Origin of the sequence: Algibacter sp. TI.3.09 (assembly GCF_038154905.1) — a bacterium.
Taxonomy (GTDB): domain Bacteria; phylum Bacteroidota; class Bacteroidia; order Flavobacteriales; family Flavobacteriaceae; genus Algibacter.
Map to the genome: position 1 here is coordinate 1,022,252 of NZ_JBAKAN010000001.1, position 13,337 is coordinate 1,035,588.

The window sequence follows — 13,337 nt, forward strand, 5'->3', positions numbered from 1 at the left end:
CGTTTATAAAAAAGTAATAGCGCTCATTTCTATAGTTTCGATTCCGCTTGGTTGTGTGTTGCTGTAAAGAGAGAAATAATATATAATTAAAAAATAAAACATTTACAAACAATGTATAAAAATAATTACTAGATTTTGGGCTTAACTAAAGGTAGTTGCAAGTTTATTACGTCTGATTTTCCTGCGGAAAATCCTCGCATACAGCACTATTTTATACATAAACGCTAATACTATAAACATATCCAAAAAATAATATATGAATATAATTGATTCTCTTTTTGGACAAAAAAAGACTTTTAAACATCCCGTAATTGGAGTTTTAAAAAGTCAGAGAATTAGAGGTGTTAATCATGCTAAAAGTTATACTTGGCATGGTAATATATTATTAAAGAACCAACTACTTGAAACAACAATTATTTTAGAAGGGAATAATACAAGTCCTTTTCCTAATCACCTAGATTTTATTAGTCAATTAGTGACGAATTGGGAAAATGAGTATTTACCTAAAATTGAAAATAAAATTAACGCTAGCGAAATTGATAATATTGCAAAATATTCTAATTGGAAAAATGAGTTTTATTTATCTGCTATCTATCCAATGCATGATAAAAGCTCTGAATTTGAATTAACATTAGAACCAATAGATAAGAAGAAAACTGATTCTTTAGGAATAGAAATTAAAAATAACATTATTACAAAAATTGAAAAATATGAGTAATAATAAAAGGCAGCTAGTTTTATACTAATAAATATGGGTTTCTTTATTTATTGGCTTTTGAAATTCCTTATGAAAATCCTATCATACAAAAACACACTATTCTTACATATAAACACTAAAACCAACCTCCAGCCTCTCCCCAACTCTCATTTTTAACCCAAAAAAACAAATAAAGACCGCTTACGCAATATTTCTTTAAATATAATTCGAAATTTCACGTTATTGCAGTGCATTTAATATGTAGACAAAGCATGGTCTTTTTAATATGAAAGGCCGTATATCAATAACAAATACTATTTAAACTATGAAAAAATTATTTTTATTATCAATTACATTATTAGGTTTTACATTTGCCTCTAGCGCACAAAATATTGCAGATAATGCTTTAGGGTTACGTCTTGGAGATAGTGATGGTTTAGGAGCTGAAATTACTTACCAACGTGCTCTAGGTGATAACAATAGAATTGAAGCTGATTTAGGTTGGAGAAACGGAAACGATTACAGCGCTTTTAAATTAGCAGGTTTATACCAATGGGTATGGAATATCGACGGCGGATTTAACTGGTATGCTGGTGCTGGTGCAGGTTTAGCATCATACTCTGGAAGAAATGATAATAACTTAGATGATGATTTCGGATTTTTTGCTGCTGGAGATGTTGGTATTGAATACGATTTTGATATTCCGTTATTAATTTCTTTAGATTTTAGACCAGAAATTGGGAACAATCGTTTTACAGACAATACACTTTTTGATATCGCATTAAGTTTAAGATACCAATTCTAATACATTTAGATATCAATAATAAAATTTAAGCGTCTTTTTAAGGCGCTTTTTTTATGCTGAAAAATTAGGGTTAATTATATCAACCTACTCCATTTCAACATTACTATACTTTGCATTTATAATAATACTTTTTCCGCTAGATCCGCTTTTAGAAAAAGAAGACGACGATTGATTTTTAGCCGATTGATTTGGATGCAAGAATTTAGAATAACTCCCCTTATATTGCACGTTAACATCTACATTTGGTAATTTTATAAAGGCATTACTATTTTGAAGAATAATGTTTAAATTACTAAAACTATCTTCTATTTTAGAAATGTTTAAATCACCAATATTTCCATCAATTATAGCGCTACCGCTTAATTTATCGATATCGATATTAGATGATGTGGCATTTAAAACTAACTGCTTTACCTCTTTTATTTCAGCATTGTTTACGTAATTTAAATTCAGTTCTCCTAAATTCCAGAATTCTACATTTACCGGCGAATAAGAAGCATTAATGGAAGTAGAACTCCCATTAACACTATATGCTGTAAATTTTGAATGTGATAAATTAGCTTTTAAATCATTAACATTAGAAGCAAATTCTACTTCACCATATTTAATATTAACTTTTAACTTGGCATGGTTTGGCATTTTTATTTTAATGGTTTTCTTGATATTAGAATCTCCATGCCCTTTCATTAATTTTTCAACTTCTTTCTGGCGGTTTTTCATTAAAGTTGCACGTTCTTCATGGCGTTCTCTATTAGCCTCTGCACGTTTACTTTGTGCTTCAACACGATTGGCTTGCGCCTCAATACGCTCTGCTTGTGCTTCCATTTGCGCTCCAAAACGTTCTCCCCAAGCTTCCATTTTCTCTTCAAAATCACCTTCATTAAATCGTTCTTCAAAAGCTTCTCCCCAGGCTTCCATACGCTTGCCAAACTTCTCTCCCCATTCTTCTCCAAATTTTTCGCCCCAAGCTTCCATTTTAGCTTCAAAATCTTTTCCGTAAGTAGCTTCAAATTTCTCTTCATATTTTTTTAGATACTTTTCACCATCCTTTTTATAGGCTTCATAATCAAACTCCATAGCATGTGCGCCTGCAGGAAGTTCTGGTAACTGTGGCATTTCTGGCATAGCAGGAATTTCAGGCACGTCAACGGTTAACCCATTCATGATAGCTTGAGGTAAATCGGCCAATTCGTATTTTAATTCGTCAAAAATTATGGTTAATAAATCGCCATCACTATCATTGTTCTTTTCAACCCAAACCACATTAGGCTTTGATTTATTTGTATTTATCGAAACCTTATCAAAAGTGGCATCAATATCAACATCCCAAGATTTTAAAACACTTTCAAGCGCCTCTTTCGATATTTTTTCACCTTCAACATAAGCTTCAATTTCAATGGTGTTTTTATTCCACGTATCGAAAACAACATTACAATGGCTTGTGTTTAAATCGATAACTACATCTTTATTTACCTTAATACTTTGCTCTAGTTTTGTTAACTTTTGTTGTCCAAAAGCACTTGCCGTTAAAACAAAACTCAGTATTAATAATTTAATTTTTATGATTGTACTATTCATTTTTTGATTGATTTAGATTGATTGTTCTTTTTCTGATAAAGCATCAGATGATTTTAATTCTTTTAATTGTGTGCGTAATCGATACATTAAATTTAATCTGAATTTTAAATTATCAATTAATGCATTCACTGTTAATTCCGATGGCCCAGACTCTGTAAGATCCAACGATAATCGTTTGTATTCTTTATCCAATTCGTCTAACTGCGCCAAATACCCATCGAATAATTCTTTGGTTTCTGGCGTGTATTTCATTTTAGATAATTCTAAATTAATACTCGCTAAATAATAGTCTTCCACTTTTTTAAGCCCCGGAGATACATCACCCAAAGTTTTTGTTTCCGTTACTTTAGTAGTTGCAACGGTCTCAATAGTTTCGATGGTTTCAGTGTCTCCTTTAAAAAAGGAATAAGCACCAAAACTTAAACCTAAAAACACAACAGCACTAGCTGCAATTTGCATCCAGCCCAAACCAGATTTTTTAGGAGCTTCAGGTAAAGCCTTATCTAATTTTTCAAGAAAGCGCGCTTCATGCTTGGTTGGCATTTCATCATGTACAACCTTTTCATTCTTAAATAAGTCTCTAATATCTTGTGCCATTATTTTTGTGTATTAACAGTTCTTGTAATTTTAATTTTCCCCGCGATAGTTGCGTTCTAGATGCTACTTGTGTTATGTTCAAAATTTCCGATATTTCCTGATGGTCGTATCCTTCAATTAAATATAACATTACCACATATTGATATTTTTGCGATAATTTATTAATAGCTTCTTTTACATCGTGCAACGTTACCGCATCGTCAACTAACCATTTGTCGTCTTTTGTAGTATCAATCACTTTCAGGTGCACCTCTTCTAGTTCCACAAGTTCTTGTTTTCTAGATTTCAAGAAATCGATACTTTTATTAACAACAATACGTTTTAACCAAGCTCCAAAAGTAACTTCCGCTTTATACTGATCCAGTTTTGTAAATGCTTTTATAAAAGCTTCCTGCACCACGTCTTCGGCATCGTTAGCATCTTTTAAAAATCGTTTAGCAACAATATACATCCCGTCGCAGTACTGGTTGTATAACTGCAATTGCGCTTTCCGATTGTTTTGTTTACATTTTTCAATAATGTCAACTTGAAACATACTAATTTTGCTTTTGGTTGGTTAGGCCAATTTATCATTATATTGGCTTAGGTTCGTTTAAAAGACGACAAAAAAAACAAAGTGTTGCAAAAACTATTAAATTTTACTTAAAATATAACAAAATTGTACAAATGTGCGTTAGGTTTTTTAGTAATCAATACTTTTTAAAGTATCTTTATTGCCTTAATAAATTGCTCCGTAAATGAACACCTTTTTAAAACGCGTTTTGATGTCCTTGGCTGTAATAGCTTTAGGCTTGTTTTTATATTCAACTTTCGTTGAAGACATATTTGCTCCTCGATTAAGTCCGAAAGACACCGTGAAGTTTGAGTTAAACGACTTAGAACTTAAGGTGTTTTACAACCGCCCTTATAAGAAAAACCGTGATGTATTTGGAGCCTTAGTGCCTTTTGATAAAGTATGGAGAACGGGTGCCAACGAAGCCACAACCTTCGAAACCAATAAACCTCTAGAAGTTAAAGGCATGCCATTACCTGCTGGAAAATATACCTTATGGACCGTTCCAAAAGATTCTGTTTGGACTGTAATTTTTAACACTAAGCAATATTCTTGGGGTGTCGATTCTGAAATGAAACCGATGTGGGATCCTAATTATGATGCTTTAAGCATTGAGGTTCCTGTAAGAGATTTAAGGAAACCTGTAGAGCAGTTTACCATTGCTTTTGATAACTCTACAGACGATTTATTTTTAACTATGGCTTGGGATGTTGTAAAAGTGTCTGTGCCTTTAAAATAATTTCATTAAAAAATTCTTCCAAAGAAAATCAAAATACCCTATTGAATAAATTTGTAAATTGAAGTTCCAAAAGGACTATTTTGACTAAAAAAAACAAATCGGCGCTTTCTGAACATACAGGGATTTCTTCTCCAGAAATTACAAGTTCTAATGCCATTGAAACTCTCAAAGCAAAGCGCAAAGCCCGAATTAACACCAACACTTTAGTTACTTCTATTCTCGACAAAAACATAGCGGCTTTAAGTCGTGCTATTACTTTAGTTGAAAGTGAAAACCATAAACATTTAGAACAAGCTAACACCATAATAAAAGCGTGTTTACCACATGCCAACAAATCTATTAGAATAGGCATTACAGGTGTTCCTGGTGTTGGAAAAAGTACATTTATTGAAGCCTTTGGAAAACATTTAACATCGCAAGGTAAACGCATTGCCATACTTGCTATAGATCCAACAAGTTCTATTACAAAAGGTAGTATTTTAGGTGATAAAACACGAATGGAAACTTTGGCCAAAGATGAAAATGCCTTTATTCGTCCCTCGGCTTCCGGAACGTCTTTAGGTGGTGTCGCTAGAAAAACTAGGGAAAGTATTATTTTATGTGAAGCCGCAGGATTTGATGTGATTTTAATTGAAACTCTTGGCGTGGGGCAAAGTGAAACCACTGTACATAGTATGATTGACTTTTTCTTACTACTAAAATTAGCTGGTGCTGGTGATGAACTTCAAGGAATAAAACGTGGTATTATTGAAATGGCCGATGCTATTGCCATTAATAAAGCCGATGGAGAGAACCTGAAACAAGCTAAACTAGCCAAGGTTGAATTTAATAGAGCACTTCACCTCTATCCTCCTAAAATATCGCAATGGTCGCCAAAAGTGATGCTTTGCAGTGCATTAGAAAATGAAGGCATTAAGGATATTTGGAAATTAATTTTAGAATATAAAACTAAAACTACCGAGAATAATTATTTTGAAACCAATAGAACGAAGCAAAATAAATTCTGGCTTATTCAAACGATAGAAAATGAATTGAAACGGTCCTTCTTCAATAAAAAAGAAATAAAAGAAGCACTCGAAGCGCAATTAAAATTAATTGAAAGCAACAAAACAACGCCTTTTGCTGCTGCCGATTATCTACTCAGTCTTAACAAATCGCTTCAATAAATACTTAGCTATTTTATAAAATAACACTCCAGAGATTGCTCCAAAAGTTAATCCACATAAGATATCCAATGGATAATGTACGCCAACATATATTCTACTAAATGCAACAATAAGACTCCAAGACACCATTATATAAATTAATTTTTTATAAAATGGTCTTAATGTTAAACCTGCAAAAACAGCTGCAGCCATAGTGTTAGAAGCGTGCCCAGAGAAAAAACCATATTTACCACAGCGCACTGCAATAAAACGAACTCTATCTACCAAATCTGCCGCACCACAAGGTCTTGGGCGTTGAAAACTACGTTTAAAGACATTGGTAATTTGATCGGTAAAGGTTACCATTAAAGCAATAACCACCACGAAAATTAATAGCGATTTTAGACCAAACTTTTTATAAAGTAAATACAACAAAACAGCATACAATGGGATAAAAGTAAGCTTATCTGTAATAGCCAACCACAAGCCGTCCCAAGGTTCGGAACCCAAATTATTTAAGAATACAAATAACTCGGTGTCGTTTTTTAAAAGCTGATCTATCATTACTGTTTTATTTTAGCATTAGCCCAGGGCCTCTGTTTTACTCGTTAATTATTATTACCTTTTTAAGGAATTATCAAAAGGTATTACTCGTCGTATTTAGCAACTTCTGCATCATAAAAAGCCGTAGCTTCCTTAATTGCATTTTCTGTTTCTGTTTCTAATTCTTCTTGATCGTCAGCATCAAAATCTTCAAACCATTCAACTTCATCATCTTCAAGGTTAATTATAAATCTTGGAAATTCAGTATGAATAACAAAAATAGCGTTTGGAAACTCTGTGTTATCCCCTAATATAAATTTTGGTAATGTCATGTTTTCTTTTTTTGTTAATTACTAGTTTTTAGTAACAGACTAAATATTATAAATTGTTTACTTCCGTCCTACTCGACGTTCGACAAAATTAATCTTTTTGTTAAATAATTGAACCTTATATATAATAAAATAGAAGCCGATGTTAAACCTGCTAATAAGCCTAGCCAAATCCCGAAACTTCCATAAGCATCTTCCGTTCCAAAAAACCAACTTATAGGAAAGCCAATTATCCAATACGAAATGAACACTAAAACCATAGGAATTTTTACATCTTGTAAACCTCTTAAAGCTCCAAGAAAAACCACTTGTATACTATCACTTATTTGAAAAATAGCGGCAGCAACCATTAATTTAGATGCTATAGTAACTACTTCTGTATTATCGGCTAAGTTCTTTAAATCATCCAAATCTACATATAATCTTGGTAAATAATCGTGCAACAGAAAGAACATAATCGCAAAACCAAATGCAATTATAACACCTAATAGAAATATAGAATATGCAATACGACGTAAATCTACATATTTTTTCAAACCTTTTTGATTTCCAACACGAACCATACATGCCACACTTAATCCCATGGCTACCATAAAGGTCATGGACGATAAGTTTAATGCTATTTGATTGGCTGCTTGTGGATTTTTACCTAACAAACCACTTAACCATATCGCTGAAGTAAAAATAGCTACTTCAAAAAACATCTGCATAGCGCTTGGTGTGCCTAAGTTTATAATTTTTTTTAGCATTAATTTATCAAGCACAAAAAACTTTATATTCGTAACGTATTCCTTAGATTTTTCTCGTCCTTTTAATAAATACCACAAGTACCAAACCATTACAAATCGAGATACTAAAGTTCCATAAGCCGCACCAACAATACCCATTTCTGGGAAACCGAATTTCCCAAAAATCAATAAATAGTTTAAAACTACGTTTATAAGATTACTTAAAATGGTAGCATACATCGGGAATTTAGTCAACGTTAGTCCATCACTAAATTGCTTAAAACCTTGAAATATTATTAATGGGATAAGTGAAAATGCTACTAAATCTAAATAAGGAATCGCTAACTCAACAACCTCAATAGGCTGCTTCATTAAGTACATTAAAGGTTTTGCAAAAAACACAACCAAAAACAATAATACCCCTAAAACGGAACATAAAAATAAACCATGTTTAAAAGACGATTTTCCTTTATCAAAATCTCCTTCAGCATCAGCTTCTGCAACCAATGGCGTAATAGCCGTAGAAAAACCAATTCCTAAAGACATCGCAATAAACATAAAACTATTCCCGAGTGATACTGCTGCAAGTTCGGCTGTACCTAATTGGCCAACCATAATATTATCTATAAAACTGACAAAAGTATGGCCTAGCATACCTAACATGACTGGCGCAGCAAGTTGCCAGTTGTATTTAAATTCTTTGGTGTAGTCGGTTAATTGCATTTGGCAAAAGTAAACTTATGCTTTGTTTAAAGCAATTTTGTGTTCTTAATTTAAAAGGAAATATTTAAGTTAATTTATTGGTAAAATTATGAGTTTTAAAGTTGAGAAACATCACGCTTTGCATCTTCAAATTCAGTGATGATTTCCGTAACAATGTCTGCCACAGGTTTTATTGAATGAATAATACCTGCAATCTGCCCGATTTCTAGTTCACCATCATCCAAATCACCTTCAAACATACCCTTTTTGGCACGTCCGCGACCAAGTAATTCTTTTAATTGATCTACACTTGGAGCTGTTTTGTATAAATCTTGTACCTCATTAAAAAAGGCGTTTTTTACTAAACGTACTGGCGCCAATTCTTTTAACGTTAACTGCGTATCACCTTCTTTAGCATCAACAACCACTTGTTTAAAGTTAGCATGTGCAGAACTTTCTGTACTAGCAACAAACCGACTTCCTATTTGAACACCATCTGCTCCTAAAACCATAGTGGCCAACATAGCTTTACCTGTTGCGATTCCGCCAGCGGCAATTACTGGTATCGTTATTTTTTCTTTAACCATCGGAATTAGTGTCAAGGAGGTTGTTTCATCTCGCCCATTATGTCCACCAGCTTCAAAACCTTCGGCAACAACGGCATCTACAACAGCTTCTTGAGCTTTTAAAGCGAACTTTAAAGAACTCACCACGTGCACAACAGTAATTCCTTTGTCTTGTAACCAAGAGGTCCACGTTTTTGGATTTCCAGCGGAAGTAAACACAATTTTAACGCCTTCTTCAACTATAATATTCATGATTTCCTCAATGTTAGGATATAACATTGGGACGTTTACTCCAAAAGGCTTGCTTGTTGCTTTTTTACATTTTTGAATATGCTCGCGTAACACCTCAGGATACATCGATCCTGCTCCAATTAATCCTAAAATATCAGCATTACTAGCAGCTGAAGCTAATCTCCAACCACTATTCCAAATCATTCCAGCCTGAATTATAGGGTATTTAATTCCAAAAAGTTCGGTAATTCTATTTGCCATTATTCTTTTATAAGTCTAAAGGTATCAATTCCATTTGCAGTTTCAAGTCTAACAATATAAAGACCTTTGGACAATTCTGAAGTATTAATCCAATTATTTTCATTTGAAACTTGATACGTATTAATCTTTTTTCCTGCAACATCAAAGAGATTTAATGTTGCAAAATCATCGTTAGGAAGGCTCACAAACAAACGCGCATTCATTGGATTAGGATACAGCGTAATTTTATCGTTCATATTGGCATTTGTAGTATCAAGCGCATAGATATTTGCCAAAGCTTTCTCTAAATCTGGAATACCATAACCTAAATAAAAATCAGGGTTATTGTATTGTGATGCTGATTCTCTAACCAAATCCATAATTTCAGAATTGGTTAAACTTGGGTAAGCTTGCCACAAGCATGCAATACCACCAGCCAAAATTGGCGCACTAAAAGATGTACCACTATTGGTGATAATATTATCAAATTCATTAATTAAATAACTACTAGCGCCTTGCGCAACAACATCAGGTTTTATAGTCGGCTGATAGGTCGTACCTATAGAACTAAACATGGCATAATCACCATTAGAATCAACAGCTCCAATAGTTAAAACATTTGGAGAATCGGCTGGCGCGCCAACACTAGCTCCCCAAGCATTTCCTGCCGATGTTACTAAGAGCATTCCTTTTTCAAAAGCAATATTAGCTCCTTTTGTAATGTATGCTGTTTGCCCATCCATATCCGATGGCTCGTAATCGTACTTAGTTCCTGGATCAAAATCATCATACCCTAAAGAGGTATTTATAATATCTACCCCTAAACTATCTGCACGTTCAGCAGCTTCCACCCAATAACTTTCTTCTACTGGGTTTTCATCATTATTATCTTCAGTAATAAAAAGATAATATGATGCATCTGGCGCTGTACCAACGTAATTTTTAGTTGCAGTGTCAATATATCCGGCCATAGCACTTAAAACCAAAGTCCCGTGATTTGTAGATGTATTGGTGTAAACATCATCATCACGGTTTACAAAATCGTAATCGTCAAGTAGTCTTCCATTATTTCGAAGTGCTTCAAACGAACTCATGGTATTAACATTTGGAAATCCTCCATCCATTATGGCAACTGTCATCCCTTCACCTGTAAAACCTGTTTGATGCAACACATCGCCATTAATCATTTTAATCTGATTATTTTGGTTGGCATTACCGTAATTATAATCGGTTAAAATAGTTTCGAACTTATACCTTCGTTTTTCATTGGTCGATTTCTCTAAAGCGCCTTGAGATCTATCTGCAAAAACAATTTTACTTATAAATGTTCTTTGAGGTTCAATCAAGTTATTTTGATTGATAAATAAGTTTTCAATGGCTGTTTTTTCACCACGAACATGTACAGCATTGAACCATTTAGATTTGGCTAAAACGGATATGCCGTCAGCACTTTTAATAGCTGTAATGTAGTCTTCGTTTACAGGTACGTCACGTGCATCTATAGATACACCATGCCTAGCCTTTCTATCTAGTGCTTTTTGAGTGAGCATAGTTAGTGGGTTGGCAATAAAAGTGGTTTCATTTTCTTTATCCGTCAAATACACCCAAGCATCTTCTTGAGCAAATAATTGACATGAAAAAGCAAGTAGACTGAGGGAAAGTATAATTCTTTTCAATATAATTAATTTAGTTGCACTAAGTTACGAAATAACTCCGGAACCAAGCAACTCATCTTCAAAATACCACGCAACAAATTGACCTTCTGTAATAGCAGATTGCGGATTTTCAAATTCTACATACATACCCGAGTCTACTTTATGCAAGGTAGCTTTCTCTAAAGCTTGGCGATAGCGTATTCTAGCAAGCACTTTCATGGTTGCTCCATTTGCTATAGCTAAGTCTTCACGTACCCAATGTAATTCCTCATTCGTTACAAAAAGAGCGCTTTTAAACAATCCTGGATGTGCTTTTCCCTGGCCTGTGTAAATTACATTTTCATTTACGTCGGTATCAATTACAAATAAAGGCTCGATGGTACCACCAACACCTAAACCTTTTCGTTGACCTTTTGTAAAATAATGCGCACCTTGATGCTTGCCTACTGTTTTTCCTAAATCGACTTTATAATCAATTTTACGAGATAAATAGGCTAATTTTTCTTCTTCGGAAGCAAAACTCTGCTCTGTTTCCTTATATATATCGAGATCATTAGAAATCTCAACAATAACACCTTCTTTTGGTTTTAGCTGTTGCTGAAGGAAATCGGGTAATTTTACCTTTCCAATAAAACAAAGTCCTTGAGAATCTTTTTTCTCTGCAGTAACTAAATCTAAACTCATAGCGATTTCACGCACTTCTGGCTTAGTTAATTCCCCTATAGGAAATAGTGATTTTGCAAGTTGCTCTTGTGATAATTGACATAAGAAATAAGATTGATCTTTATTTCCATCGACACCTGCTAATAGTTGATAAACAGATTCACCATCTTTTTCAAGTGTTCCTTTTCGGCAATAATGTCCTGTAGCAACATAATCTGCTCCCAAATCTAGAGCGATTTTCATGAAAACATCAAACTTAATCTCTCTATTACAAAGTACATCAGGATTTGGCGTACGTCCTTTTTCATATTCATTGAACATGTAATCTACAATACGCTCCTTATATTCTTCACTTAAATCTACAGTTTGAAAAGGAATACCAAGTTTTTCGGCAACTAGCATAGCATCATTACTATCGTCTAACCACGGACATTCATTAGATATGGTAACCGTATCATCGTGCCAGTTTTTCATAAATAGTCCGATAACTTCATAACCTTGCTCCTGTAATAAATACGCAGCAACACTAGAATCTACACCTCCCGAAAGTCCAATAACAACTCGTTTCATGCTTTATATAATAAAATATATGTACTGATAATCTAGATATAACCTAGAAAAACCAGCAAATACATTGTTTTAATTAATGGTTTGTTGTCTAAAAAAATTAGTTTACAAAGGTAGGTATTCTAGATTGTTTTTAAATTGAATTTCGATAGTAAATAACTATCCTATTTATAAGCAAAAGACATACAGTTTTCAAGCCTTAAAAGTGCAAGCGTATTATTGTTTTTTAATGTACTTTGGCACGTAAGTAAAATCTTTTTCGTCTGTTAGTTGGCCGTTTTCGTAGTACTTCCAAACGCCATGTTTTTTATCGCGTTTGTATTGGCCATCGATAAGTAATTCGCCTTTACCGTTATAAATTTTAGCAGGTCCGTGAATTTCACCATTTTCATAAACATAAGATTTTAAAACCACTTTGTTTTCCGAATACCAAAACGATTCGCCATCAAGTTTTCCGGCTTTATAGTTTTCTCTTTGGGCTATTTCTCCATTTTTATAATATACCAAACGCTCCCCAGTTAACTGACCAGAATTATCAAAGTGTTCCAAAATTAGTAGATTGTTATTACTTTTTTGGTAGTATTTCCAGGTGCCAATATAGGTTTTACCATCCATTTCACCTTCACTAATTACTTTTCCGGTAGAAGCTAAAAACACCACTTTTACAGTGTTATTATCTTTATTAAATAGCTTTGTGGCTGATAGTATCGCTTTACCTCTAACGTTTTTATAAAATTTGAATTCTCCTATTTCTTTACCATGTAAAAAAGTACCTTGATAACGCATTACTTCTGTATTATCGAAGTTTTTCTTCCAAACTCCATCACGTTTTCCTGCACTATCAAATTGATTAATACTTTGCGCAGAAAGAATTAAAGTGGAAACAAAAAATAGTAAGGTTGATAATTTTATTAATTTCATAAGGAAAATCTTGTTGTATATAGATTGTAAACAATTTGAAAACGAAATTATTGTTTTCAAATTGTTTTAAGCAAATAC

General features: G+C 33.4%; 14 protein-coding genes. 4 read left to right on the forward strand and 10 right to left on the reverse strand.

The annotated features are described in order from the left end of the window. Window positions 1–256: 256 nt before the first annotated feature. Both V6246_RS04030 and V6246_RS04035 read left to right on the forward strand, forming a co-directional pair. Complete coding sequence (locus V6246_RS04030; RefSeq protein WP_341559066.1) at window positions 257–718, forward strand: hypothetical protein; 462 nt, start codon at window positions 257–259, stop codon at window positions 716–718. A gap of 304 nt (window positions 719–1,022) precedes the next feature. Beyond that, a complete protein-coding gene (locus V6246_RS04035; protein ID WP_042503486.1) occupies window positions 1,023–1,502 on the forward strand; it encodes a hypothetical protein in 480 nt (159 codons plus the stop codon). Between the two features lie 84 nt (window positions 1,503–1,586). Here the strand turns inward: V6246_RS04035 and V6246_RS04040 are convergent, their stop codons facing one another. Genes V6246_RS04040 through V6246_RS04050 form a run of 3 tightly spaced genes read right to left on the reverse strand, consistent with a single transcriptional unit; the run spans window position 1,587 to window position 4,212 of the window. Beyond that, a complete protein-coding gene (locus V6246_RS04040) occupies window positions 1,587–3,080 on the reverse strand; it encodes a hypothetical protein (protein WP_341559067.1) in 1,494 nt (497 codons plus the stop codon). A gap of 12 nt (window positions 3,081–3,092) precedes the next feature. Continuing rightward, entirely contained in the window at window positions 3,093–3,677 is a 585-nt protein-coding gene (locus tag V6246_RS04045) for a hypothetical protein (RefSeq protein ID WP_341559068.1), read from the reverse strand. Further along, the gene (locus V6246_RS04050) at window positions 3,661–4,212 is read right to left on the reverse strand and encodes an RNA polymerase sigma factor (RefSeq protein ID WP_042498780.1); all 552 of its coding nucleotides are present in this window, start codon (window positions 4,210–4,212) and stop codon (window positions 3,661–3,663) included. The genes V6246_RS04045 and V6246_RS04050 overlap by 17 nt, the downstream gene beginning before the upstream one ends. A 202-nt stretch (window positions 4,213–4,414) precedes the next feature. Between V6246_RS04050 and V6246_RS04055 the strand changes: the two genes are divergently transcribed. Further along, window positions 4,415–4,969 carry a DUF2911 domain-containing protein gene (locus tag V6246_RS04055; protein WP_341559069.1) on the forward strand — a complete coding sequence of 185 codons (555 nt, stop codon included), beginning with the start codon at window positions 4,415–4,417 and terminating at the stop codon, window positions 4,967–4,969. 80 nt (window positions 4,970–5,049) lie between these two features. Beyond that, complete coding sequence (gene meaB, locus V6246_RS04060; RefSeq protein ID WP_341559070.1) at window positions 5,050–6,135, forward strand: methylmalonyl Co-A mutase-associated GTPase MeaB; 1,086 nt, start codon at window positions 5,050–5,052, stop codon at window positions 6,133–6,135. Here meaB and V6246_RS04065 read toward each other — a convergent pair. The 7 genes from V6246_RS04065 to V6246_RS04095 form a co-directional block, all read right to left on the reverse strand. Next, complete coding sequence (locus V6246_RS04065) at window positions 6,106–6,678, reverse strand: phosphatase PAP2 family protein (RefSeq protein WP_341559071.1); 573 nt, start codon at window positions 6,676–6,678, stop codon at window positions 6,106–6,108. The genes meaB and V6246_RS04065 overlap by 30 nt on opposite strands. An 83-nt stretch (window positions 6,679–6,761) precedes the next feature. Then, the gene (locus tag V6246_RS04070; RefSeq protein WP_042503473.1) at window positions 6,762–6,989 is read right to left on the reverse strand and encodes a hypothetical protein; all 228 of its coding nucleotides are present in this window, start codon (window positions 6,987–6,989) and stop codon (window positions 6,762–6,764) included. 68 nt (window positions 6,990–7,057) lie between these two features. Beyond that, window positions 7,058–8,437, reverse strand: coding sequence for an MATE family efflux transporter (locus tag V6246_RS04075; protein ID WP_341559072.1), 1,380 nt, complete (start codon window positions 8,435–8,437; stop codon window positions 7,058–7,060). Window positions 8,438–8,532: 95 nt separating this feature from the next. Next, window positions 8,533–9,474: an NAD(P)H-dependent flavin oxidoreductase gene (locus tag V6246_RS04080; RefSeq protein WP_341559073.1), complete on the reverse strand. Its 942-nt coding sequence runs from the start codon at window positions 9,472–9,474 to the stop codon at window positions 8,533–8,535. Then, window positions 9,474–11,129 carry a S8 family serine peptidase gene (locus V6246_RS04085; protein ID WP_341559074.1) on the reverse strand — a complete coding sequence of 552 codons (1,656 nt, stop codon included), beginning with the start codon at window positions 11,127–11,129 and terminating at the stop codon, window positions 9,474–9,476. Before V6246_RS04085 ends, V6246_RS04080 begins: the two co-directional genes overlap by 1 nt. Before the next feature lie 24 nt (window positions 11,130–11,153). After that, window positions 11,154–12,341, reverse strand: a complete 1,188-nt coding sequence (gene mnmA, locus V6246_RS04090; RefSeq protein ID WP_341559075.1) for a tRNA 2-thiouridine(34) synthase MnmA — start codon at window positions 12,339–12,341, stop codon at window positions 11,154–11,156. 213 nt (window positions 12,342–12,554) lie between these two features. Next, window positions 12,555–13,259, reverse strand: a complete 705-nt coding sequence (locus V6246_RS04095; protein WP_341559076.1) for a toxin-antitoxin system YwqK family antitoxin — start codon at window positions 13,257–13,259, stop codon at window positions 12,555–12,557. Window positions 13,260–13,337 lie beyond the last annotated feature (78 nt).

Excerpts from the sequence above, each read along its gene's own strand:
- V6246_RS04095 (WP_341559076.1), bottom strand. The coding sequence starts at position 13,259 with ATGAAATTAATAAAATTATCAACCTTACTATTTTTTGTTTCCACTTTA.
- V6246_RS04065 (WP_341559071.1), bottom strand. The coding sequence starts at position 6,678 with ATGATAGATCAGCTTTTAAAAAACGACACCGAGTTATTTGTATTCTTA.
- V6246_RS04075 (WP_341559072.1), bottom strand. The coding sequence starts at position 8,437 with ATGCAATTAACCGACTACACCAAAGAATTTAAATACAACTGGCAACTT.
- mnmA (WP_341559075.1), bottom strand. The coding sequence starts at position 12,341 with ATGAAACGAGTTGTTATTGGACTTTCGGGAGGTGTAGATTCTAGTGTT.
- V6246_RS04040 (WP_341559067.1), bottom strand. The coding sequence starts at position 3,080 with ATGAATAGTACAATCATAAAAATTAAATTATTAATACTGAGTTTTGTT.
- V6246_RS04030 (WP_341559066.1), top strand. The coding sequence starts at position 257 with ATGAATATAATTGATTCTCTTTTTGGACAAAAAAAGACTTTTAAACAT.
- V6246_RS04050 (WP_042498780.1), bottom strand. The coding sequence starts at position 4,212 with ATGTTTCAAGTTGACATTATTGAAAAATGTAAACAAAACAATCGGAAA.
- V6246_RS04045 (WP_341559068.1), bottom strand. The coding sequence starts at position 3,677 with ATGGCACAAGATATTAGAGACTTATTTAAGAATGAAAAGGTTGTACAT.
- V6246_RS04055 (WP_341559069.1), top strand. The coding sequence starts at position 4,415 with ATGAACACCTTTTTAAAACGCGTTTTGATGTCCTTGGCTGTAATAGCT.
- V6246_RS04070 (WP_042503473.1), bottom strand. The coding sequence starts at position 6,989 with ATGACATTACCAAAATTTATATTAGGGGATAACACAGAGTTTCCAAAC.
- V6246_RS04035 (WP_042503486.1), top strand. The coding sequence starts at position 1,023 with ATGAAAAAATTATTTTTATTATCAATTACATTATTAGGTTTTACATTT.
- V6246_RS04080 (WP_341559073.1), bottom strand. The coding sequence starts at position 9,474 with ATGGCAAATAGAATTACCGAACTTTTTGGAATTAAATACCCTATAATT.